At 49.0% G+C, this 23,640-nt stretch carries 22 protein-coding genes; 17 read left to right on the top strand and 5 right to left on the bottom strand.

Annotated elements, in window-relative coordinates; all coding sequences use genetic code 11:
* Window positions 1–18 precede the first annotated feature (18 nt).
* Window positions 19–1,677 carry an electron transfer flavoprotein-ubiquinone oxidoreductase gene (locus VN23_RS09960; RefSeq protein WP_231743391.1) on the bottom strand — a complete coding sequence of 553 codons (1,659 nt, stop codon included), beginning with the start codon at window positions 1,675–1,677 and terminating at the stop codon, window positions 19–21.
* Between the two features lie 156 nt (window positions 1,678–1,833).
* On the opposite strand from VN23_RS09960, the gene VN23_RS09955 reads away from it, so the two are divergent.
* Both VN23_RS09955 and VN23_RS09950 read left to right on the top strand, forming a co-directional pair.
* On the top strand, window positions 1,834–2,316 hold the full coding sequence (locus VN23_RS09955; protein WP_046351247.1) for a GNAT family N-acetyltransferase: 483 nt from the start codon (window positions 1,834–1,836) through the stop codon (window positions 2,314–2,316).
* A 389-nt stretch (window positions 2,317–2,705) separates the two neighbouring features.
* On the top strand, window positions 2,706–3,071 hold the full coding sequence (locus tag VN23_RS09950) for a hypothetical protein (RefSeq protein WP_046351248.1): 366 nt from the start codon (window positions 2,706–2,708) through the stop codon (window positions 3,069–3,071).
* A 78-nt stretch (window positions 3,072–3,149) separates the two neighbouring features.
* Here the strand turns inward: VN23_RS09950 and VN23_RS09945 are convergent, their stop codons facing one another.
* Together VN23_RS09945 and VN23_RS09940 are read right to left on the bottom strand one after the other, a co-directional pair.
* A complete protein-coding gene (locus tag VN23_RS09945; protein WP_046351249.1) occupies window positions 3,150–3,611 on the bottom strand; it encodes a type II toxin-antitoxin system RatA family toxin in 462 nt (153 codons plus the stop codon).
* An 86-nt stretch (window positions 3,612–3,697) separates the two neighbouring features.
* The gene (locus VN23_RS09940; protein WP_046351250.1) at window positions 3,698–4,618 is read right to left on the bottom strand and encodes a LysR family transcriptional regulator; all 921 of its coding nucleotides are present in this window, start codon (window positions 4,616–4,618) and stop codon (window positions 3,698–3,700) included.
* 323 nt (window positions 4,619–4,941) lie between these two features.
* Here VN23_RS09940 and VN23_RS09935 point away from each other — a divergent pair, with 323 nt between their 5' ends.
* The 5 genes from VN23_RS09935 to VN23_RS09915 all read left to right on the top strand — a co-directional run bounded on the left by VN23_RS09935 (window position 4,942) and on the right by VN23_RS09915 (window position 8,591).
* Window positions 4,942–5,688 carry an electron transfer flavoprotein subunit beta/FixA family protein gene (locus tag VN23_RS09935; RefSeq protein ID WP_046351251.1) on the top strand — a complete coding sequence of 249 codons (747 nt, stop codon included), beginning with the start codon at window positions 4,942–4,944 and terminating at the stop codon, window positions 5,686–5,688.
* A gap of 1 nt (window position 5,689) precedes the next feature.
* Window positions 5,690–6,616: an electron transfer flavoprotein subunit alpha/FixB family protein gene (locus VN23_RS09930; RefSeq protein ID WP_046351252.1), complete on the top strand. Its 927-nt coding sequence runs from the start codon at window positions 5,690–5,692 to the stop codon at window positions 6,614–6,616.
* 88 nt (window positions 6,617–6,704) lie between these two features.
* The gene (locus VN23_RS09925) at window positions 6,705–7,481 is read left to right on the top strand and encodes a ferredoxin--NADP reductase (protein WP_046351253.1); all 777 of its coding nucleotides are present in this window, start codon (window positions 6,705–6,707) and stop codon (window positions 7,479–7,481) included.
* Window positions 7,482–7,592: 111 nt separating this feature from the next.
* Window positions 7,593–7,967, top strand: a complete 375-nt coding sequence (locus VN23_RS09920) for a MerR family transcriptional regulator (RefSeq protein ID WP_046351254.1) — start codon at window positions 7,593–7,595, stop codon at window positions 7,965–7,967.
* A gap of 54 nt (window positions 7,968–8,021) precedes the next feature.
* On the top strand, window positions 8,022–8,591 hold the full coding sequence (locus tag VN23_RS09915; RefSeq protein ID WP_046351255.1) for an NAD(P)H-dependent oxidoreductase: 570 nt from the start codon (window positions 8,022–8,024) through the stop codon (window positions 8,589–8,591).
* A 6-nt stretch (window positions 8,592–8,597) separates the two neighbouring features.
* Here the strand turns inward: VN23_RS09915 and nhaR are convergent, their stop codons facing one another.
* On the bottom strand, window positions 8,598–9,530 hold the full coding sequence (nhaR, locus tag VN23_RS09910) for a transcriptional activator NhaR (protein WP_335339393.1): 933 nt from the start codon (window positions 9,528–9,530) through the stop codon (window positions 8,598–8,600).
* A gap of 401 nt (window positions 9,531–9,931) precedes the next feature.
* Between nhaR and VN23_RS09905 the strand changes: the two genes are divergently transcribed.
* From VN23_RS09905 to VN23_RS09870, 8 genes are all read left to right on the top strand, one after another.
* Window positions 9,932–10,750 (top strand): zinc metalloprotease HtpX, encoded by an 819-nt coding sequence (locus tag VN23_RS09905; RefSeq protein ID WP_197433076.1) that lies wholly within the window; start codon window positions 9,932–9,934, stop codon window positions 10,748–10,750.
* A 73-nt stretch (window positions 10,751–10,823) separates the two neighbouring features.
* Window positions 10,824–11,786 (top strand): TerC family protein, encoded by a 963-nt coding sequence (locus VN23_RS09900; protein WP_442905434.1) that lies wholly within the window; start codon window positions 10,824–10,826, stop codon window positions 11,784–11,786.
* Window positions 11,787–11,914: 128 nt separating this feature from the next.
* A complete protein-coding gene (locus VN23_RS09895; RefSeq protein ID WP_046351350.1) occupies window positions 11,915–13,858 on the top strand; it encodes a helicase-related protein in 1,944 nt (647 codons plus the stop codon).
* Window positions 13,859–13,979: 121 nt separating this feature from the next.
* Entirely contained in the window at window positions 13,980–15,173 is a 1,194-nt protein-coding gene (locus VN23_RS09890) for a hypothetical protein (protein ID WP_052746514.1), read from the top strand.
* 204 nt (window positions 15,174–15,377) lie between these two features.
* Complete coding sequence (locus VN23_RS09885) at window positions 15,378–17,255, top strand: diguanylate cyclase (RefSeq protein ID WP_046351258.1); 1,878 nt, start codon at window positions 15,378–15,380, stop codon at window positions 17,253–17,255.
* A 22-nt stretch (window positions 17,256–17,277) separates the two neighbouring features.
* Window positions 17,278–17,766, top strand: a complete 489-nt coding sequence (locus VN23_RS09880; RefSeq protein WP_046351259.1) for a retropepsin-like aspartic protease family protein — start codon at window positions 17,278–17,280, stop codon at window positions 17,764–17,766.
* Window positions 17,767–17,924: 158 nt separating this feature from the next.
* A complete protein-coding gene (locus VN23_RS09875) occupies window positions 17,925–19,049 on the top strand; it encodes an MGDG synthase family glycosyltransferase (RefSeq protein ID WP_046351260.1) in 1,125 nt (374 codons plus the stop codon).
* 31 nt (window positions 19,050–19,080) lie between these two features.
* Window positions 19,081–19,632, top strand: coding sequence for a dual specificity protein phosphatase family protein (locus tag VN23_RS09870; protein WP_046351261.1), 552 nt, complete (start codon window positions 19,081–19,083; stop codon window positions 19,630–19,632).
* Between the two features lie 36 nt (window positions 19,633–19,668).
* On the opposite strand, the gene VN23_RS09865 is transcribed toward VN23_RS09870, so the two are convergent.
* Window positions 19,669–20,556, bottom strand: a complete 888-nt coding sequence (locus tag VN23_RS09865) for a LysR family transcriptional regulator (protein ID WP_046351262.1) — start codon at window positions 20,554–20,556, stop codon at window positions 19,669–19,671.
* Window positions 20,557–20,649: 93 nt separating this feature from the next.
* Between VN23_RS09865 and mdtH the strand changes: the two genes are divergently transcribed.
* Both mdtH and VN23_RS09855 read left to right on the top strand, forming a co-directional pair.
* The gene (gene mdtH, locus VN23_RS09860; RefSeq protein WP_046351263.1) at window positions 20,650–21,864 is read left to right on the top strand and encodes a multidrug efflux MFS transporter MdtH; all 1,215 of its coding nucleotides are present in this window, start codon (window positions 20,650–20,652) and stop codon (window positions 21,862–21,864) included.
* 305 nt (window positions 21,865–22,169) lie between these two features.
* Entirely contained in the window at window positions 22,170–23,480 is a 1,311-nt protein-coding gene (locus tag VN23_RS09855; protein WP_046351264.1) for a dicarboxylate/amino acid:cation symporter, read from the top strand.
* The last annotated feature ends 160 nt before the right edge of the window (window positions 23,481–23,640 follow it).

The following is a 23,640-nucleotide window of genomic DNA, read 5'->3' as shown; positions in this document are numbered from 1 at the left end:
CTGCGTTTTCATAAGCTATTACATATTCGGATAATTCGGGCCGCCGCCGCCTTCTGGTGTAACCCATGTGATGTTTTGCATGGGGTCTTTAATGTCGCAGGTTTTGCAATGAATGCAGTTTTGCGCGTTAATTTGCAGGCGCGGGCTGCTGTCGCTTTTGATGATTTCATACACACCCGCCGGGCAGTAGCGGCTTTCGGGTGAGTTGTAGTCTTTTAAATTAACGCTGATTGCAAGGCTCGCATCGGCCAGACGTAAATGGCAGGGCTGGTTTTCTTCGTGGTTTACGTTTGATATATAAACTGACGACAGCTTATCAAAGCTCACCTTGCCATCCGGCTTAGGATAGTTAATCGGTGTGCATTCGTTCGCAGGCTTCAGGCAGGCATGGTCTGGTTTTTTATGACTAAAAGTCCAAGGCAGGCGCACACCGAAGCTGGCCAGCCACATCTCGAAACCACCGTACATTGAACCAAAAATATTGCCGAATTTTGACAAAGCCGGTTTGATATTTCTGACTTTATCTAAATCTTGCCAAACCCAAGAGGCTTTAATCGCTGCCGGATAAGCAACTAGCTCATCACTGCTGCGGCCAGCAACCAGCGCTTCAACAACGGCCTCGGCAGCCAGCATGCCGCTCTTCATGGCATTGTGCGTGCCTTTGATGCGTGGCACATTTAAAAAGCCCGCCGCACAGCCGATCAGCGCGCCACCGGGGAAAGTCAGCTCAGGAATCGATTGCAGGCCGCCTTCAGAAATCGCCCTTGCGCCGTAGCTTAAGCGCTTGCCGCCTTCAAACAGGCCGCGAATGCTTGGGTGCGTTTTAAAACGTTGGAACTCATCAAAGGGGCTGAGATGCGGATTGCTGTAGTTCAAATGCACTACAAAGCCAACGGCCACCAAGTTGTCTTCTAAGTGATAAATATAAGAGCCACCGCCAGTGCTGTTATCCAGCGGCCAGCCCTGTGTATGGCTGACAAGGCCCGCTTGATGCTGGCCGGGGGCAACTTGCCACAACTCTTTAAAGCCGATGCCGTATTTTTGCGTATCGGCGTGATCGCGCAAATTAAACTGCGCTTCCAGCACCTTAGTCAGCGAGCCACGCACACCTTCGCCGATCAGTGTGTATTTAGCGTGCAGCTCCATGCCGGGTGCGAAATCGGCTTTTTGCTTGCCCGCTTTATCTAATCCCATATCCCCTGTTACCACGCCTTTTACTGCGCCGTTCTCGTGGTAAAGCACATCGGCGGCGGTAAAGCCTGGGTAGATTTCTACACCAAGGCCCTCGGCTTGTGTCGCAAGCCAGCGGCAAATATTGCCAAGGCTGACGATGTACGCGCCGTGGTTATTCATTAGCGGTGGCAGCAGTGGGTTGGGGATGCGGAAAGCTTGGTCTTCATCCAGCAACATAAAGCGATCATCTGTGACCGGCGTTTTAAGCGGTGCGCCCAGTGCTTTCCAATCCGGGATCAGCTCATCCAGTGCAATTGGATCAATCACCGCGCCGCTGAGGATATGCGCGCCCACTTCTGCGCCTTTTTCCAAAATACAGACGCTGATTTCCTGGTTTTCTTTGGCTGCCAACTGCTTAATGCGAATTGCCGCAGATAAGCCAGCCGGGCCAGCGCCCACAATCAAAACATCGTATTCCATCACATCGCGGGTGATTGCTTGCATGGGTGTTCCTTGTTGCATTGTATTTAATATATGGCAGGGCGTTTTCCCTGCAACAGGGGGCGCATTATCGCACAAGGCGAAGTCTTGTTGAGCGGCGGCGCTTTGCTTAGCGTCAAACTAAATGGCAAACTCTTTGTTACTCATAAAGGAAGTCTTATGCTGGAAATCATTCAGGCTGATTTATCCCACCCACAGCATGCCGAGGCGGTGGTGTATTTATTAAACCAATATGCGCTCGATCCTATGGGCGGCCATGAGGCTTTGTCATCCTTTGCTCAGGCCCATTTGATTACCGAATTAAAAAAGCGCAGCACCGTGCATATCGTACTGGCGTTTAACGATGGTGCTCCAGCCGCTTTAGCTATTTGTATGGAGGGCTTTTCAACCTTTGCCTGCATGCCGCTGCTTAATATTCATGATTTTGCGGTGCATCCTGATTTTCGTGGGCAAGGGATTTCTAAGCTGATGATGGCTAAGGTGATAGAGATTGCGCGTGGCCTAGCTTGTTGCAAAATTACTTTAGAAGTACTGGAAGGCAATGCACCTGCTTATTCACTCTATAAAGCAGTTGGCTTTGTAAATTATGAACTAAACCCAAAACTAGGCCACGCATTGATGATGCAGCTAAAGTTAGTTTAATCGTTCTTTTAGGCAATAGACGTTGCTTAGTAGTCAGCTAATCCTTGTTTAAATCACGAATAGTGGCGTCGGTGTTTTTATCTCCCCTGAGACAAGCCGATCGAGGAATAAACGGGGCGGAGGGGTCGTCAATTCGTGTTTGAGCGAAGCGAGTTGAATTGACGCCGACTCGTTTATCCGCAGAGAGGAAACCGCGCGAAGCGGGGCGCTACTTCGAGTCGCTTGGCTTCGTTTCTTGGCGACGCAAGAAAGGAAGGTCCAGCGGGACGCCCGCACCAAAATTAACGTGCCGAAGGCACTAAAAAACAATTGTTGTACAACATCGTTTACGCAACAGACACAGGACGCGTACCATAGCCGCCCTTAAGCCTTACAGGCAGGATGACAATATGAATGCTGGATTAACAGACGACGAATTTGAAGCGCTTAAAGAAGTAAGCCGTGGCTTAAAAAGCAAAAGGCTGAGCCCCTTGGTGTTGAAGCATGCCAAGCTTCTTTCGGGCCTTAAATACGTAGATTACGGCCGTAACGGCATTATGAAAATCACCGAAAGAGGCACGCAAACGCTGTTTATGAAGCATTGCATCGATGGCTTGCGCAAAATTGCAGCAAATCCTATTGCGTTGCTTGATGCCAATGTTAAAGAGTTTCTGCTCAAGAAATCCCATATCAGCTCGATTGAAGGCGCAGTAGGTTACGAGATTACGCCTAAGGGCGCAGAGTCTTTGGCTGATATTGACGCGCAAAAAAGGTAAAACGGTTCAGGTGGGGCTGGAGCTAGCGGTTTATCTGAGCTGAACGTTATAGCTTATCAATGAACTATGCGGCTCACGTTAGAAGGGCCGTTTTATGTTTGATTCGAGGTGTCGTTTTATTGCAAATAGCCTTTTATTCATGTCGCTTGAAAAGAAGTGAGAAGCAATAGGCAGTAATAAACGACCAATAACACCACCCTTTAATTCAAAGTGGTATGTAAAAGTTAATTTTGACCTTTGCTTGTCGATTTCCTTTACGTTCCAAGCGCCGCTGAACCGTTTAAGGATAAATGGGCCTTTGATCATCGTGACAGCGGCTACGTGGGGGCGGTTAAACGAAATATAGCGTGAGATCATCACTGATCCATATCGGTTTTGGCAGAATGAATCGACGCCAATATCCGCTTCGTTAGCATTGCCAAGCAGATAAGCTTTAGCAAGGTATGAATCCCAATCAAGGCGTTTTGCATAGTCTTGCGTCAGATCAAACACTTCTTCTTGTGGTCGATTTATCTCAATTTGGCGTTTTATGGTTTTCATAAGAGCTCCTTACTGCGGTATTGCCAATCTAGGAAAATCCATTTTTACCCATTCTTTTGTTTTAGCCGTCAAGGTATAAGCCTTTTTTAGGGCTTTAGAATAATCTGATCACTGCTCGTCACCCCAGCCGCAACTTCTTTGCAGCGCTCAATAAACAGCGCCATGCCGGGGGTAATGTACTTTTGCTTATGCCAGATAAAGTGAAATTGCCGTTTAAAATCTAAGCCCGCCACGGGGATTTCGACCAGACTGCCGCGCCGGAAAGCTTCTTTTAAAGCCAGGCGCGAAATACAGGCGATGCCCATGCCGGACTCCACTGCGCGTTTAATCGCCTCGGTATGCTCCAGCGCCAAGCGGATATTGAGCTGAGATAAAACATGGCGCATGCCGTGCTCAAACGTTTGCCGTGTGCCCGAGCCGGTTTCGCGGGCAATCCATGGCGTGGCGACCAGATCATCTAGTGTCACTACCGCCTTGTGGCTGAGCGGATGGTCGGGTGCGGCAAAAATCACTAGCTCGTCTGCAACCCAGGATTGCGCCGCTAAATCAGGATGCGAGCAATCGCCCTCGATCAGCCCAAAATCCAGCTCGAATTCTGCGACTTTTTTAACAATATTGGCGGTGTTGTGCACGTCCAGATCGATGCGGCAACCGGGGTGGTTTTGCATAAATTCGCCGATCAAGAGCGTGGCGAGGTAATTACCGATGGTCAACGTCGCCCCGATGCGCATTGGGCCAAAGCCTGCTTTCCCTTCAAATAGTGCTTCAATTTCATGGGCGCGATCGAGCAGCTCGATGGCGCGCGGCAAAATAATATGCCCCAGCTCATTGAGTTGTAATTTTTTACCTATTCGATCAAACAGTTTGATCTGAAACTGCCGCTCAAATTCGGTGAGCGAGGTGCTGGTGGCCGATTGGCTCATCCCCAAATGCTCCGCCGCACGAGAAACATTCTCTGCACGGGCCACGGCGGTAAATACTTCGAGCTGTCTGAGGGTGTAGTTCATGGGGTATCTGGATTTGCGGCGTTAAAATCTGAAAAAGATCTGTAGACACAGAGGAAAAAAGCAGTACACAGAGAACACAGAGAAAGGCTGAGTTTAAAATCGAGGCGCAGCCTGTTTAGCCTCGTTTAAATGTGTTTTTCTCGGGTTTCTCTTGGTTTTCTTGTCTTATTTCTCAGTGTTCTCTGTGTCCTAAGATTTTTGCATTGTTTATAATACATGCCTTTAAAGCATGCATATCTGGAAAATGGAATATCTTTATCAAAGATTGGTATTTACCAGATATTCTACCTTGCCCTACAATGTGCGGCAAATAGGAGGGATTTATGAAGGTTCTCGTCGCGGTTAAGCGTGTAGTGGATTACAACATCAGGCCACGCATCAAGGCTGATGGATCGGATGTGGATATTGCTGGCGTTAAGATGAGCATCAATCCCTTCGACGAAATTGCCGTAGAAGAAGCATTGCGCCTGAAAGAGCGCGGTGTGGTTACAGAAATTGTGGCCGTCACTATTGGTACGGTCGCATGTCAGGATGTATTACGCCATGCCTTGGCGATGGGTGCAGATCGGGTGATCTTGCTTGAGAGTGATCTTGAGCTGCAACCGCTAGGCGTGGCCAAATTATTAAAAGCAATCGTCGATAAAGAGCAGCCAAGCCTCGTGATTTTAGGCAAGCAGGCGATTGACGATGATGCGGGCCAAACTGGCCAGATGCTGGCGGCATTGATGAATGCAGGCCAAGGCGCGTTTGCTTCCAGCATTACCGTAGCCGATGGCGAAGCGCTGGTAGTGCGTGAAGTGGATGGCGGTACAGAAACCGTGGCGCTTAAATTGCCTGCGGTGATTACTGCAGATTTACGCTTGAACGAGCCGCGCTTTGTAAAACTGCCTAATTTAATGATGGCGAAGAAAAAGCCGATTGAAACCATTGCCGCTAGCGATCTGGGCGTGGACGCCGCGCCGCGCTTAAAGCTGCTTAAAGCCGCTGAGCCAGCGGAGCGTAAAGCGGGTATTAAAGTTGCCAATGTGGCTGAATTAGTCAGCAAGTTGCGTGAAGTAGGGGCTATCTAAAATGACTGTATTGATTCTGGCCGAACACGACGGCAAGCAAATTAAAAAAGCCACTCGCCAAGCCGTAACGGCTGCGGCGGCATGGAACGCCCCTATTCATCTGGTAGTGCTGGGTCATGGCTTGGATGCAGTAACGGCAGAAGCCGCTAGCATCGCAGGCGTCAGCGAAGTGATTCGTGTGGATGCACCTGCTCTGGCGCACGCGCTGGCCGAAGATGTGGCAGCGCTGCTGCTTGATTTGGCTCCAAAGTACCAAGTGATTTTAGCGCCGCATTCAGCTGCCGCAAAAAATGCCCTGCCACGTGTGGCTGCGCTGCTTGATGTGGCCATGATTTCTGATGTGATCAGCATTAGCGCCCCAGCGACTTATATCCGCCCAACTTACGCCGGTAGTGTGCTCACTACGGTAGAAAGCAGCGATGGGGTGCAAGTACTTACTGTGCGGGCAACAAGTTTTGATGCCGCAGGCAATGGCCCTGCCGCAAATATTGTGGATCACGCTGCACCTGCTGCTCAAACACAAGCGCGTTTTGTATCTGCAACCCATACAGTGAGCGATCGCCCTGAGCTGACTTCTGCTCGGGTGGTGATTACCGGCGGCCGTCCGCTAGAAACACGCTTTGATGCGATTTTAAACCCGCTGGCCGCTAAGCTAGGCGCTGCCATTGGTGCAACGCGTGCCGCTGTGGATGCAGGCTATGCACCGAATGAGATTCAGGTTGGCCAGACCGGCACAGTTGTTGCGCCAGAGCTATATATTGCCGCAGGTGTATCGGGCGCAGCCCAGCATTTAGCCGGGATGAAAGACAGTAAAGTGATTGTGGCGATTAATTTGGACCCTGATGCAGCGATTTTCCAAGTGGCTGATTTTGGTTTAGTTGCCGATCTATTCGAAGCCGTGCCTGCGCTGACTGCTGCGCTGGCTTAAACGTGTAGGGCGGGAGCAAGCCGCCAGCGTATTACTTATTTGAAACGGCGGGTTCCAACCCGCCCTACGTTATTGAAAAGAGAAAAACATGAGCGCTTTTGCTACCGAACACGTGTTATCGGTTCGCCACTGGAACGATACCTTGTTCAGCTTTACCACTACGCGCGATGATTCGCTGCGTTTTGAGAATGGCCAGTTTGTGATGATTGGCCTAGAAGTAAACGGCAAGCCGCTGATGCGTGCTTACTCGATTGCTAGCCCGAATTACTCCGAAACTTTGGAGTTTTTCAGTATTAAAGTGCAAGACGGCCCGCTGACGTCCCGTCTGCAACACTTGAAAGAAGGCGACCCACTCCTAGTTAGCCGTAAGCCGACAGGTACTTTGGTGCTGAGCGATTTAAAGCCCGCCAAGAATCTCTATTACCTTTCAACAGGTACCGGTCTTGCGCCATTTATGAGCTTGATTCAAGACCCAGACGCTTACGAGCAATACGAAAAAATCATTTTGGTACACGGTGTGCGCACAGTGAGCGAGCTGGCTTATGCCGACTTTATTGAAAAAGAGCTGCCACACAATGAGTTCTTTGGCGATGCCGTAAGAGAGAAGCTGATTTACTACCCAACGGTGACGCGTGAGCCATTCCGTAACCAAGGTCGTTTAACTGATTTGTTTGAATCGGGTAAATTGGAACGCGATATCGGCCTGCCACCGCTCAACCCAGAAACAGACCGCGCCATGCTTTGCGGCAGCCCAGCCATGCTGAAAGACACTTGCGCGTTACTCGATGCGCGTGGTTTCCAAGTCTCTAAGCGCATCGGCCAGCCTGGTGATTACGTGATTGAGCGTGCTTTTGTAGAGAAGTAAGCAGGATTTAAAGCAGAGATAAAATGGCCACATTGTGGCCATTTTTTTTGTGGCGTACAAAGAGGGGCTTATCATCTAGCCTACTGATAATTTATTTAAGATGAGTCGCTTATGTATATTGGAGAGCTTGCTAAGTTGACGGGTGCATCGCCCAAGGCCATCCGGCACTATGAGGCGCTGGGTTTGCTGGGTGCGGTACAGCGCTCTGGGGCTTATCGGGTTTATGCTGATCGCGATGTGTTGTTGCTTCGTTTAATCAGGCAGGCGCAGGGGCTGGGGTTTAAGTTGTCTGAGCTACATTTTTTAAAAAGCACTCAAAGTCAGCCAGATTGGCAGCAATTAGAGCAATTGCTGGCCAGTAAGCGGCTTAGTATTGTTGCTGAAATAAAGCGTCTTGAGCAGCTGGATAGCCAGCTAGAGGCACTTAGTTTGGAAATCAGCGCCTGCCCGGAAATACAGGCTAGCCTAGCAGATTGTATTGCTTGACTCTGCCCCTGAGGGCAAGCTTTAGCATGTCCTTTTTTTGAAAAGGGCAGTGCAATGAAAACCTTAGTGATTCTTGGTCATCCCTCAGCGGATAGTTTGTGCGGCGCTTTGGCCGAGGCCTATACACAGGCAGCGCTTCAGGCGGGCAAAGAGGTGCGGCAGATTAGGCTGGGCGATTTGCAATTTGACCCCGTGCTACATAAAGGCTACACGCAGATTCAGCCACTGGAGCCTGATTTGCTGGCGGCGCAGCAAGTTCTACTTTGGGCTGAGCATTTGGTGTTTGTTTACCCGATTTGGTGGGGGGCCATGCCTGCCTTGATGAAAGGGTTTATCGATCGAATTTTCTTGTCGGGATTCGCTTTCAAGTATCGAGTCAATTCATTGCAATGGGATAAATTGCTGGCAGGGCGCAGCGCGCATTTATTAGTGACGATGGATTCACCGCCTTGGTATTTTCGCTGGATTTACCGCATGCCTGGCCATCATCAGATGAAGAAAACCATCCTGGAGTTTAGCGGTGTCAAGCCAGTGCGCATTTCTAGCTTTGGGCCTGTGGTGGGTTCGACCATTAAGCGGCGAGAACAATGGCTGGGCGAGGTGCGGCGTGCAGCTGCCGCCTAGGCTAAGTTATTTTTTTGCAAATATGGATTGCCTGGCGGCTTCGCTAACCGCCAGCACCGCCGGATGAGTGAGGCGTCTTTCTACTGAAATAGCGTAGTAATTTACGACTACAGACTTGATATGGCCGATTAGCTCGGCTCCTTGTTGTTTTTGGATTTCTTCTTCCATGATGGCCGGAGCAGGAAACACACCTGCACCGGCTCTGCCAAATGCTTTCATCAGGGCGCTATCATCAAATTGCCCGACAATTCGCGGCTGCAGATCTTGTTCTTGAAACCAGCGCAGCAGCGGCGTTTGCACCGCTACTTTATCGCCTGGTAGTAGCAAGGGGGCGCCATTGAGCGAGCGAGGGAACCCTTCACGATAACGGGCCGCAAGCTCTGGCACCGCGTAGAGGGCAATGCCGCACTGCCCAAGTGAGTGGTTATAGCCTTTTACGCCCAGCTCGGATGGCAATGGCTGATCGGCGATGACTAAATCTAATTTATGGATGGCGAGCTCGGCAAATAAGCGCTCCAGCTTGTCTTCATAGCAAATCAGCCGCACCGGCTCAGCCAAGGCGATGGCGGGGGCGAGGAGTTGATAGGCGATGGATTTTGGTACGGCATCGGCCACGCCGACTCGAAATGATTGCTCGGTGCTACCTCTCTTGAGTGTTTGCTCTAGCTCGTTACCAATCTGAAAAATCTCCCGGGCATGCTCATTGGCCATTTTTCCGGCTGAAGTCAGCTCTAGTCGGCGACCGGTGCGGCGAAATAAATCTGTGCCTAAGGAGCGTTCTAACTCTGCCAGCTGGCCGCTGATGGTTTGCGGGGTGAGGTGTAGCTGTTCGGCTGCACGGGTAATGCTGCCTGCTTTGGCAACGCTCCAGAAGTAATAAAGCTGCTTATAGTTGAGCATAATGGCTTTTTCCATCAAGTTTTTACGATTAATACGCAAAGAATAATCTGTTTTTCTTTGTGTAAAAGCAAGGCTAGAATGACTAAGTTGTTTTCCTTTATTACTTTTAAGGCCGCAGTAGGGTCCGCTCTGATACAGAGGCCTTAATCTGGCGGATGCTTGAAATGACCGGTCGTATATCCGAAGGCATGGCTTGTAAGGGGGAAGGATAAACGCGGTAAGCTTACAGCTTAGCCTATGTGTGGAATCGTGCTTGTTGCTACAGGCAGGTTTATTGATGGGGTAAGGGGAAAGCGTAAATCTTATTGTTGGGCTTGAGTTACGTTTGGCTATGTGAATTAAAGCTGCTCTGTGTTGGCTTGTCTGATAAAAGCATGCAGAGGAGAGGTAAGGGGTTATCCATGAAAAGGATGGGGGCATTTTTTTTAAGCAATTTGGCTATGATGCTTTTGCTTGTGCTTGCTTTTTACGCCCTTCGCCTTGATTTATACGGGTCTGCACTACCATCACTATTGAATTTTATTGCTTTGGCTGGAGCGTCTTTGCTCTGCGCTTATTGTGCTTTTTTTATTTCAAGATACAAAGCCCGGCAATCACTCGCCACGAAATTTATCGAAACGCCCCGTAACCCGATGGAAGACTGGTTGTTAGGCATCGTTGCACAACAAGCCAGGCAGGCTGGAATTCGCAGCCCCAAAGTGGGTATTTATGATTCTGTGGATATCAATGCGTTTGCCTCAGGCATAAACCGCAGCATGATTGCGGTATCAAGCGGCATGTTGTGCTTTATGCCAAGGGATGAGACCGAAGCGGTGCTAGGGCATGAAATCAGCCATCTTGCGCGACATGATATGTCTAGGCTGATTGCGTATCAGGGGGCGCTAAACCTAGGCCTGTTTTATTTTTCCGTATTAAGTGCTTACGGCATATCAGGGTTGTTTTTTAATCAGACTGGCGAAATGGCCTTACTGATGATGATGCTAGGTGCTGAGCTGTTTTTTAGTGTCTTGGTGGTGTTGCTGCTGATGCGCTTTTCCCGCCAACTGGAGTTTCGGGCTGATGCAGGAGGAGCGGCGCTATCCAAAAGAGCTGCAATGATTGCAGCGCTGGAGCGCTTAAATAGCGAGCGCTGGTGGCCTCCGCCGGAAAAAATGGCGGTATGTGGCATTAAAGGCAGCATCAGTAGCGGGCTAAGACATTTATTGATGTCGCACTCCACGCTGGGTGAGCGTATTAGCCTGCTTAAACGTGGGTATTAAATTGCAGTTAGGTGTGGTTTGAGTAAGGGCCTTCCGGCCTTTTTGATAATGTATTTTAAAGAGGAGTATCAATGTGAATGCAGCCATCTCAATAGGTGAGCCGTGGATGTGGGCCGCCTTTATAGGTTTTGTGCTGGTGATGCTTGCCCTTGATTTATTTGTTTTTGGCGGCAGCAAGGTACATAAAGTCAGCGTAAAAGAAGCTTTAAGCTGGTCTTTGGTTTGGGTGAGCTTAGCGCTGCTGTTTAATGCCGGCATGTGGTGGTATTTAAATGGCACGGTAGGGGCAGAGATTGCTGATCGCAAGGCTTTAGAATTCTTTACTGGCTATTTGATCGAGAAATCGCTCTCTGTTGATAATGTCTTTGTCTTCTTGCTGATCTTTACAGCCTTTAATGTACCTGCTGAATTTCAGCGCCGCGTCTTGGTTTATGGCGTGCTGGGCGCATTGCTGATGCGGGCAGTGATGATTTTGGCTGGCGCATGGGTTGTGCAAGAATTTAGCTGGGTGCTTTATCTGTTTGGCGCATTCTTGCTGGTAACAGGTGTTCGGATGTTGTTTGTGGCAGAAGAAGAGCCGGATATGACTAAGAACCCAGTGCTTAAGATTGCGCGTAAATATCTGCGTGTTTCTGATGACCATCATGGCGAAAAGTTTGTAGTGAAGAAAGATGGCATTCGCTATTTCACGCCGCTATTTTTGGTGCTGATCTTGGTTGAAATCTCGGATGTGGTATTTGCGGTTGATTCTATTCCGGCTATTTTTGCAATTACAACCGATCCATTTATTGTCTTTACTTCTAATATATTCGCGATTATGGGTTTGCGAGCTTTGTATTTCCTATTGGCGGATATGGCCGATCGCTTTCACTTATTGCAATATGGTTTGGCCTTGGTGCTGGCCTTTATCGGTACCAAAATGCTGATCATGCCTTGGTTCCATATGCCTATTGCCGTTTCATTAACGGTGGTTGCGGGCTTAATTGGCGGTAGCGTGATTGCTAGTTTGTATATGACACGTAATCAGGCCAAGTAAGTAGCGCCTTGATTTAAGGCGCTAGATTGGATGTGAAACTGACGGCGGCTCATACAGAGCCGCCGTCTTTGCTGCTGTATACTGCGGTCAAGGCTCTTAGCCACCTTTTATATGACCATAGCGAAGCCATGACTGAATCCCTGATCGACTCCCCGGACCTTTCCTTAATTAACGATTATCTACAAAGCTATCACGCTACCTTGGTGACGACTGATGGCTGTTACGCTGTTTCGGTGCAGGGGGTAATCGAGCTGGCTGGGCGGCAGATTGCTTATCATCTGGTTCCTGATGAAGGCTTTTTGGGAAAAAGCAGCAAGTGGCGCAAGCTCGATACTGCCGCACGTTTTGCCATGCTTAAAGCGCGCTGGAATGACGAGGCCCGCGCCAAGTTAGAAGCGCAGCTTGCGCACTGTGCCGAACAAGTGCTGGCGATTGCCCGCGATTTTGATCTCGACCCCACCGCAACGCTGACGGCGTTTCAGGCTAAATACGAGCTGGCGCGTTTCCGTTGCCAACTGGCACTGGATCGGATCGATGCGCTGAAAGGCGGCAAGGCGGCCACGCGCCAGGCAGACAAAACCCATAATGCAGTGAATTTATCGCTGTATCCCGAATCATTTACCGTAGCGCAAGCCATGCCACGGCACTTTATTGCCATTCTTGGCCCGACCAATTCGGGTAAAACCCACGCGGCCATGCAGCATTTGATGAAAGCCAAGTCTGGCGTATATCTGGCCCCGCTGCGTTTGTTGGCTTTAGAAAATTACCGTCGTTTAACAGACGCGGGTGTGGCGGTCAGCCTGATTACTGGCGAGCAAAGAAAGCTGCACCCCGAAGCCACCCATGTGGCCAGCACAGTAGAAATGCTCAACCCTAATCGTGTGATTGAAGTCGCGGTGATCGATGAAATCCAACTCTTAGAAGATCAAGACCGAGGCGCTGCTTGGACGGCAGCGGTGTGTGGCGTGCCCGCTAGCACCGTGTATTTGCTTGGCGCGCTGGAGGCACAGCCCGCGATTGAATCTTTGGTTAAGCGGGTGGGCGGCACATTAGAAGTGCGCAAATTGCAGCGCATGTCGCCGCTGGAAATGGAGAAAAAACCGCTAGGTTCTTTATCTAATTTGCAGGCTGGCGATGTGCTGATTGCATTTTCGCGCCGAGAAGTATTGAACTGGCGCGATCAGGCGATTGAGCAGGGCTTTAAAGTGTCGGCGATTTACGGCAATTTATCCCCTGAAGTGCGCCAAGCGCAGGCTGAGCGATTTATCGATGGGACCACCAAAATTGTCGTGGGTACAGACGCTATCGGCATGGGCCTCAACACGCCCGCTAGACGGATTATTTTTACCACGGCCAATAAATGGGATGGCTACGCCGAAGGCACCATTGCCGCCTCGCTGGCGAAGCAAATTGCCGGGCGGGCAGGGCGCTTTGGCGAGCACGAATCTGGCTTTGTGGCAGGGCTGGACGCGAAAACGCACCAGATGATTGCCGCATTACTCAAGCAAGCGCCAGAGCCATTGCCCAGCACCGGCTTCTTTGTGTCGCCAAATCTGGATTATCTGCAGCAAATTTCTGGTGCAACCGGCGAGACCAAATTGCAACCCCTGCTGGAGTTATTTGCCAAGCATATTAATGTGCACGATGAATTCTTCTTGCCTGCTAATCTAAGCGAGCAAATAGAAAAAGCCCGCTGGTTGGATACGCTGACTCTGCCGCTGACCGATCGCTTTGTATTCAGCCTTTGCCCTATTTCCACTAAGTTTGCCATGCTGGAATCGGCGTTTAAAGACTGGACGCAAGCCCGTGCCAAGTGCCGTGCCGTGCCACTCTTACGCATGGATGGTATGGGTGGGCGTAATGAATTGCAATACTTGGAAGACACTTGCAAGCTGTATTCTGCCTACGCATGGCTGGGTTTCAGAATGCCAGATACCTTCCCTAGTGGCGAAATGGCCGAGTCACTGATGCAATCGACCTCTGAAGAGATCGATAAGCTCTTGCAAAAGCAAAACACCAGCCGCAAACCCGCCAAGGTGGGCAAGGCACGGCGTGGCGCTTGGGCTAAGTGAGCTTGCGCTCTAGCTGGTGATCTGTAGGGGGTAAGCGGCATGCCCCCTGAGCATTCTCTTTACCCCCTGCCTATTCTCGACTAGAACTAGGAGCAATCCCTGCTCTTGAGTCGAGGTCTTTATGCGTGCCATCTCTTTTTGTGTACTGGGCTGTGTAGGCATGACGTTTGCTGCCACGCCGCCTAAATCTACACCACCTGTCGCTCAAGTCTGGATTGATTTAGCCACTTATTCTGGCTCCATGATGCCTATTGGTATGGGATCTGTAGGTAGCTTGCTTGGTGGGATGCAGGGCAAGGGGGGGAATACTTTTGGAAATACTCAAGGCGCTTCAGCAGGGCGCTGGATGGATGTCACGCTTTCCACCCGTAAAAATCCAAGCTTGCAAGAGGGCGTGCAAAAAGTGCCGCAGGGCAGCCAGCTTGCGCCGCAGCTGAGTTTGCTAAGTCCACAAGAAGGCAAGCCTGTGCCGCTGACTGAATCAGAGGAAGAGCTTCCTCCTCCCGAGTTTCAACGCCCTAAGGGTAAAATTTTTCTCTATTGGGGCTGTGGTAGCGAGGTGCGTAAAGGCCAGCCGCGTGTACTAGATATGGCGACGGCGAATATGGCCGAGTTTGCCAAGGTCTTTCAAAGCCGCCGTGCCACAACACGGGGTACGCACAGCACACCGGGTCGCCCGGTCTGGCCCAATAAAAGCGATAGCCGCATGATTCCCGATGGTGCGTCTTTGCAAGGTGAGCATGAATTGAGTGGCGATGGTGTGCCGGAAGGCTTTAAGTTTAATCTGGATGCCCAGCATGATTTAATGCCCGCGATTGATTTAAAGCAGCGGGATGAAGGGCAGGCGGTGGTGTTTAACTGGCAGGCCATGCCGCAAGCTAGGGCGTGGTTTATGGCCAGTATGAGTATGAAGAATCAAGATGAAATGGTGTTTTGGACGTCTAGCGAGCTGCCCGATGCGGGCTTTGGTCTGCTCGATTACCAGCCTAATGCCGCGATAGATCGCTGGCTGAAAGAAAAAGTATTACTTCCCGCCCAAAGTACAGAATGCAAAGCCCCCAAAGAAGCGCTAGGCCAAGGCATGCTGCGGCTGATTGCTTACGGTGATGAGCTCAATCTTGCTTATCCTCCTCGCCCTAAAGATCCCAAAGCCGTGTGGAATCCACAGTGGGCGGCAAAAATACGGCTGAAATCAATGGCGACTAGCATGGTGGGCATGCTAGGGATGGAGCAAGCCCCTGGCGAGCGGCCGCCACAGGACAAGCCAAAGTCACCGGATGCGGTGGATTTATTAAAAGGGATTTTTGGTTTGTGATGGATGGTTTACCTGCATCTGAGTGAGCAGGTAATTGGGCTAATGGCCGTGTTTAGTGTGTTGGCATAACTTTGTGCTTTAGTAATTCTATCTTGTCAAGTAAGAACAAAGACAGAAATTTGTGTGGAGTTTTGTTATATTTACACCAATTACCTGTCTATAGAGTGTTGAACTTATGTTTTCTAAAACGTGTAGCCACTAAGAATGCTTAAAGTCTTCATACTCATTGTTTGTTTATTTGGCCTGTTTTCTGTGGGCCAGGCGAGTGACCCCACCTCGTCTTTTCTTTTGCATCGCCAAAGTAGCGCTGAATATATCAATTCAAATATTGAATACTTTATTGATACTTCAGGAAAAATGAAGCTGGGCGATGTGCGTAGCCACGCTGAGTTTGTCTCTGCGGGGGGGCGTAATGTGCTGGCGCAGATTCGTCACCCGGTTTGGTTTCGTATTCAGCTGCAGCTTAGCCACGATGCGCCAAAACGCTGGTGGTTGGATTACCAGACATTTAGCCCTGTTGAGTTATTGTTTTATGCGCCGGATAAAAATGGCCAGTATATTGAGCATATCTCAAGAAAATATGAGCCTTTTTCGGCTCACCCTTTGTCCGGTCGGCCATTTTTTTATCCTATTGAATTTAATCAACATCAAAGCATGGTGATCTATTGGCGCTCAACCGTGCATAGTGCTTTTGTTTTTCCTGTGAAAATATGGCAGCAGGAACAATGGATAGATTTAACTTTGAGTGAGTATCTTTTTTACGGCATATTGCTTGGAATTATGCTTGGGTTGTCTTTCTATAATCTTCTTATTTATTTAAGATTGAAAGATAAAATGTTTTTATTGTATTTTTTCGCCATACTCAGTTATATGTTTTATGCGATCAATGTGAATGGTCTTGATTTAAATGTTTTATGGACGAGTGAGTTTCATCGCTACAAGGGGTTATCTTCATGTATCAGTGCAGCTGCGGGTATTTTCTCGATATTATTTGCTATTTCTTTATTGGGTGATGCAGAAAAAAGAAAATGGTTTGATTATGTTTTGTATGGCGTTGTTGTTGTCTATTTATGTGCATTTCTTCTGGTATTTATCCACGAATATTCCTGGGCTGAGCTGTTCACTCAATGGGCGGGGGCGGTATGGCTGCCTTTGGTATTGGCGATGTCTGCATATCTTAGCTATCAGGGCTCGATATGGGCCAGATACTATTTACTGGGTGAAGGGCCTACGCTGATTGGTAGCACTTTATTGGTATTGTTGACTCAGGGCGTTATTGAAGCTAATCGCTTTAATATGATATTTTATTTTATTGCAGGGGCATGGAGTGCCATTTTATTTTCGCAGGCTTTAGCTGAAAAAGTAAATAGCCTTAAAAAAGCCACAACGGCTGCGCTTAATATGGCTGTTGCAGAAAAAACGGCGCGTTTACAAGAGGCCGAATTATATCGTGCTACTTTGGAAGAAAAAGTAAATCAAAGAACAAAAGAGCTATCGCTTGAAATATTAAAACATCAGCAAACATTTGAGCAGTTACGGGCCAGCCAAAGCAAGCTTGAAGAAATGGCGTATAGCGATGCCTTAACAGGCTTGCCTAACCGGCGAATGTTTCAAGAACGCTTATTGCACGTGTTTGGCAAAGCCCAGCAGCAGGGGGGCGAGTTTGCATTGGCACTCATTGATTTGGATCATTTTAAGCGAATCAACGATAGTATGGGCCATGGTGCCGGGGATCAGCTGCTGCAAATGGTTGCTTTATGCTTAATGGATGCTTTGCGCCAGTGCGATACGGTGGCGCGTTTGGGCGGGGACGAGTTTGCCATGATCTTTGCCGGGCCCATTAGCCGGAACGATGCAATTGGCATTTGTCAGCGTCTTTTACAGGGCTTTGATGAACCTGTGTTTATTGACGGACAGCAAGTTAAAACAGGAATGAGCATTGGTCTGGCTTGGTTTCCTGAAAACGGATCAAATATAGATGAGGTGATAGCCGCCGCAGATGCCGCTTTGTATCAGGCCAAAGCCGCAGGACGGCATACGCTCAGCTATATGGGCGATGTGCTTGATTTAAATAATTATTAAATCGTATGTAATAAGGGAAGGTATGCGTTCGACGTTGTCTATTGTTTTAGTGTGGCTATTGGTGGCAGGTGGCATTTACTGGGGATTTAATGCTTTTTTAGCGTATCAATACAATCCCAATACACGGACATCCCTAAGTTCAGGGCAGGGGCAGCAACTTATTTTAAAGCGCTCCAGAGATGGGCATTTTCGTTTAAATGGCCGCATAAATGGCCAACCTGTGGTGTTGCTTATTGATACAGGCGCAACAGCAATGACTTTGGGCGCGTCGCTGGCAAAGCGCTTACAGCTTAAGGAAGGCCAGCCTTTTATGTCGCAAACTGCAAATGGCGTGGTGCAGGGATACCAGTCTAAGCTTGAGCAGTTTTCATTTGGGCCTTTTGAGTTTAATCAGGTGACCGTAGGCGTAGTGCCGCAGCTGGGTGATGAAATATTACTCGGTATGAATGTGATTAAGCGCTTTGAGGTGACGCTAAAAGACGATCAGATGATCCTTAAAATGAATCACTGATTGGCCCGGCCTAGGCGAGCTTTTAGATTGTAAAAAAATGATACGCATGGTTTTTCTTTAATTTCACTTTTTTTATAGAGTGTAGTGATTATTCGCAGCAGTACTTTTAAAGTGCTATGCTCGTTATTCTGTTTTTTTAATCAGTGTTTCTTAAACCTATGCAAAAAATATTATTACTGAGTGTTTCTGCTGGTGCCGGGCATGTGCGTGCGGCTGAGGCCATTCGCGCTTATGCAAATATCGGCGATGCCCATCTGGAAGTGCTGCATTTAGATGTGATGCAATATGTAACGGCAGGGTTTAGAAAAATATATACCGATTTTTATATTAAATTGGTGAATAAAGCACCTGCGCTATGGGGATATTTATATAACTTTAGCAATGATGCTCAGGTTGACAGCTCAATAGAAAAATTGCGGCAAAAACTAGAGCGGATGAATGCGCGTGCACTATTAAAAGAAATAACGGCATTTAACCCGGATGCCATTATTTGCACTCATTTTTTGCCCGCCGAGATTTTATCCAGGCAGCTCAAAAAAGAAGTATTAAATTGCCCTGTGTGGGTGCAGGTGACTGATTTTGATTTGCACCGAATGTGGGTACACGAGGGGATGGCAGGGTATTTTGCTGCAAATGATGAGGTGGCTTTCCGCATGCAGGCGCAAGGCATTGCAGCTGAAAAAATTAGCGTAACAGGCATACCAATTATGCCAAGTTTTACTGCTGTAGCCAGCCGCGAGCAATGCGCTGCCGAGTTTGGCTTAGATGGCAAACGCACGACCATTTTATTAATGGGCGGCGGTGCAGGCTTGGGTAGCCTGGATGCGATTGCGGCAAGGTTATTGGCAATGGAAGGAGATTTTCAGCTGATCGCGATGGCGGGTAAAAATGAGGCGGCTTTGGCGGCATTGCAGGCATTGTCTCTGCGCTATTCGGGCCGCGTTTTACCACAAGGCTTTACCGATAAAGTAGAGCGGCTGATGGTATGTGCGGATTTGGTGGTGACTAAGCCCGGTGGCCTGACTACTTCTGAATGCCTGGCGATGGGGTTGCCGATGATTGTGAATGCACCGATTCCGGGGCAGGAAGAGCGCAATGCGGATTTCTTACTAGAGCAAGGTGTGGCCTTGAAGGCATTTGATGCGGTGACTTTGGAGTATCGGATTCGGTATTTATTAGACAACCCTGCCAAGCTTGCTGAAATGAGCATAAAAGCACGCGCTTTGGGGCGGCCTGCCGCAGGCCAGCAGGTGCTTGATACGGTGTTGGCCCAACGGCCATAAATTTTATTTTTCTTTTAAGAAAGGCTGAGTAATGTTCAATGCGGTATTTAAATTATTGATGGTGATGTTATTGGTTTTGCCTGCCTATGCTGTGGAGCCAGCACGTAAAGCCGAGTGGGCGACGCCTATTGAGCATTCGGTCAATTTATTCAGGGTAACACCCGAGTTTTATCGCAGCGCTCAGCTGGATGTTAAAGATGTGGCCTTGATTCAGTCTTTAGGTGTGAAAACGGTGGTGAGTTTGCGGGCTTTTCATTCTGATCAAAAAATATTAAAGAATACAAGCCTGAAATCTGTTCGTGTGCCGATGAATACCTGGGATATTGAAGATAAAGACGTGATTGCTGTTTTACGTGCAATAAAACAGGCAGAGGCGCCTGTTTTATTGCATTGCCTACATGGTGCTGATCGTACCGGTTTGATTTCGGCCATGTACCGCATTCTTTATCAGGGCTGGAGCAAAGAGCAGGCTTTGGAGGAATTAATGAATGGGGCTTATGGCTATCATTCAATGTGGACCAATATTCCAAAGTATTTAAACACCGTAGATATAGAAAAAATACGTCTTGCTGTTGAAAAATAATAGTGGGGCCTGTGCTGTCTAGGTTAATTTAGCGGCTTAGGCCCAATCTGGCGCCATCGCCCTGACCGTATCAATCACCCGCTGCTTGCTTATATCTGCACGCTTGCCGCTACGCCAGGCCATCATCACTTCCCATTCCCAAAGCGGCAAATCGCTGATGTTTAGCTTAATCAGCCGCCCTTCGCGTAAATCCCGTTTTACGGCCACTTCGGGCATAAAAGTTAAAAAACCATGCTCCATTGCCATTTCACGCGCGGCGCTGGCGGGCTGAATGGCGTGAATGGGGCCGCTTACGCTACGTAAGCTGCGTAGCTGGCTAATCAGCTGATCACAGCCATCACCCCAAAACTGTGGTGCTAATTGCTCGTTGGCGATATCGGTTAGTACTAGCTGGCCAGATTTGGCCAGAGGGTGGCGTTTATGCACTACGGCAATAATCGGCGATCGCCAGATGCGCTCCATTTGGATGCCAGCCACGGCGGGGCATTTGATGATAAAGCCCAGCTGCGCCTTGCCGCTGAGCAGGTTTTCCATAATGGTTTGCGAGTGATCGGTGCTGCAGCGGATTTCCATCGGTGCTTTGGCAAGGGCCACCAAGATAGGGCCAAATACCACAGAAGCTAAAGAGGGCATGCAGGCGAGCGTCATTCTGGGTAGGGCTGGTGCGCCCTGGATGGCTGTTCTGCCTGCTTCCAGCGCGGCCAGTGCTTCTTGTACAGCGGGCAAAAAAGACAGGCAAGCCGCGGTGGGAATCACGCCTCGGCGGTGGCGTTGAAATAATTGCGCGCCAATATCGGCTTCGAGCAAGCTGACGCGTTGGCTGACTTGGGGCTGAGACCAGCTGCGCCTTGCTGCTGCCTGACTAAAGCTGCCACAGGCCACAATATCGATCAGTAATTGCAAATCATCAATATTCAGAGCCATAAGTAAAATCCATATTAAATATTAGCAGTTCACGGCTTCTATAATAACTGGCCACAGTTGAGAATATGCATTAATCATGAAGGGAGATGCAAAATGGCTGGGGCAGAGCGGGCAAGGCGGCTGGGGCGGCGTTTTATTATGCTGGACAATATGTTGGTTGTTTGCGGTTTTTTTCTGGTTTTTCCACTGATTAGCCTGCATTTTGTCGATCAGTTGGGTTGGGCCGCTGCGGCAGTGGGGCTGGCTTTGGGGATAAGGCAATTGTCGCAGCAGGGCTTGGGCCTGTTGGGCGGCTCTTTAGCGGATCGCTTTGGGGCCAAGCCATTAATTGTGTCTGGCATGTTGCTGCGCGCCGCTGGCTTTGCGGTGATGGCGCTGGCGACTCATCCTAGTATTTTGGTTTTTTCCTGTGTTTTATCAGGTCTTGGTGGCACTTTGTTTGATCCGCCAAGGAGCGCTCTGATTATTAAGCTGACTCGCCCGCATGAGCGCAATCGTTTTTATTCGCTGCTGATGATGCAGGAGAGTGCCGCAGCCATGGTGGGGGCTTTGTTTGGATCGTGGTTGCTGGCTTTTGATTTTTACTGGGTGGCGATGGGAGGGGCTGCGGTATTTGTTTTGGCTGCTCTGGTCAACGCGGTACTTTTGCCTGCTTATCGCGTGGCGGCCAAACGTACGGCAGCATTAACGGCGATTCGTGTGGTTTTGGCGGATAAACCTTTTCTCTTGTTTGTGTTTACCTTGAGCGGCTATTACGTGCTCTGTGTGCAGATTATGTTGCTCCTGCCAGTGGTGATAAAGCAGTTAGCAGGCACTGCGCAAGCCGTGGGCTGGATGTATACCCTTGATGCTATGCTTGCATTGTGCTTACTTTATCCTCTGGCCCGCTTGGGGGAGCGCTACTTTAGCTTACAAGTGCGGGTCTTGGCAGGCATTACGTTGATGACGGTTAGTATGGCCGCAATGGTCTTGGTCACTGGGGTTGTGGGCGCTTTTGTGGTACTGGCATTTTTCTATTTGGGCACTTTAATTACAGAGCCTGCCAGAGAGGCCTTGTTAGCCAGCTATGCGCAGCCAAAAGCACGCGCCAGCTATATGGGCATGGGGCGTATGGGGCTGGCTGTAGGCGGGCTGTTTGGCTATACCGGCGGTGGTTTTTTGCTGGATCATGCACGTAGCTTAAATATGCCAAGCTTGCCCTGGCTGGTATTGGCTCTGATCGGGTGTGTAACGCTGCTGGGTTTGTATAAGCAATTTTTTCCTTCCCATAAAATGCTTTGGCACTGGCTAAAAGCCCAGTCTGTATAAGTGTTTTGGCGGCATGTTTCAGTAGGATTGAATTGCCTGAAACGGCCGCTTAACTTCTCTCTATGTAAATATTGCACATGCGTGCAAGTAAGACTTGCGGTGTAATGGCGTGAAATTTAAGACGCATGGTGAGAATGAGAACGTTTCACCGATTAAAAATAGAAAATTAAGTAAGTTTCAGATCTAAATGGGGTCGCTCATTTCTACCTCTTCAAAAGGTGGGGGCATCAAACCATGGGTTTTATATACTCCCGTGGTGCTCCGTTTTTGTACTGGTTTACTTAGTAAGAGTACAAAGGGCTTTTATGCAGTCTAAAAATTTAACCTTGTTTATTATCCTCGCCATGGTGCTGGGGATTATCTGTGGCTATGCAGTGAATCAATATGCGGATAATTCTGCATCCCTTGTTTCTTTTGCCTCTTACATATCGCTGCTCAGTGATATTTTTCTACGTCTTATCAAAATGATTATTGCGCCACTGGTGTTTTCGACCCTGGTGGTGGGTATTGCCAGAATGGGTGATAGCGGTGCAATTGGCCGGATTGGTTTAAAGACCATGGGCTGGTTTATGTTTATGTCGCTTACATCATTAGTATTGGGTTTGGTGATGGTGACCGTGCTGGAGCCGGGTGTTGGCCTGAACTTGGCTTTACCTGCAGTTGGCGCCGAAAGCGGTATCGCAAAAGGGGCAATGAATTTAAAAGACTTTTTGCATCATGCTTTCCCAACCAGCATTTTTGATGCAATGGCAAAGAATGAAATTCTGCAAATCGTAGTGTTCTCTCTGTTCTTTGGTGTAGCAGGCGCGGCTTTGGGCGAGCGGGCCACACCCTTGATTGATGTGATCGACGTGGTTGCGCATGTCATGCTTAAAATCACCACCTACATCATGAATTTTGCACCCGTGGCCGTTTTTGCCGCGATGGCTGCCGTGATTGCCAAGGAGGGGATTGAAGTGCTGGCGGTCTATGGCAAGTTTGTGGTCGGTTTTTACGCAAGTATTTTTGCTCTGTGGTGCGTGATTACTTTACTGGGCTTTGTTTTCCTGAGAACGCGTGTATTTGGTCTGTTGCGCCGCATTCGCGGGGCAATCTTGTTGGCCTTTACCACGGCAAGCAGCGAAGCGGCTTATCCGCAAACGCTCGAGCAGCTGGAAAAATTTGGCTGTAATAAGAAAATATCCAGTTTTGTCTTGCCAATTGGTTACTCGTTTAACCTTGATGGCTCGATGATGTATTGCACCTTTGCCACTTTGTTTATTGCTCAGGCTTACGGCATTGAGCTGACACTGATGCAACAAATCATGATGTTGCTGATTTTGATGCTGACATCAAAAGGCATGGCCGGCGTACCACGTGCTTCTTTGGTGGTGATTGCCGCAACCCTGTCACAGTTTAATATTCCTGAAGCGGGTCTCTTGCTGATCCTCGGTGTAGATCACTTCCTAGATATGGGCCGTTCCGCTACCAATGTACTCGGCAATGCCGTGGCAACCGGTGTGGTTTGCAAATGGGAAAACGAGCTGGGCGAAGAGCAGGATGTCTTACCGGAAGAGGCAGAGCCAGAAGGAGTGGCTCAACCTGCGCCGGTTTTGGATAAGCCTGTGACGGTTTGATGGTTTGAGCGTTACAAAAAAACGGCCCAGATGATTTTCTGGGCCGTTTTTATTTGCTGGTTAGTGGTTTCTGATTAACAAGATTCTTCAGCTTGCCTTGATAGAGAGCTAAACCTTGAACCCTCGATGACACAGAGAGCACAGAGAGAAATGAGGCTTA

The organism is Janthinobacterium sp. B9-8 (assembly GCF_000969645.2).
Taxonomy (GTDB): domain Bacteria; phylum Pseudomonadota; class Gammaproteobacteria; order Burkholderiales; family Chitinibacteraceae; genus Iodobacter.
Note: the sequence above shows the minus strand (reverse complement) of the source record. Positions and strands in the feature narration are given on the sequence as shown.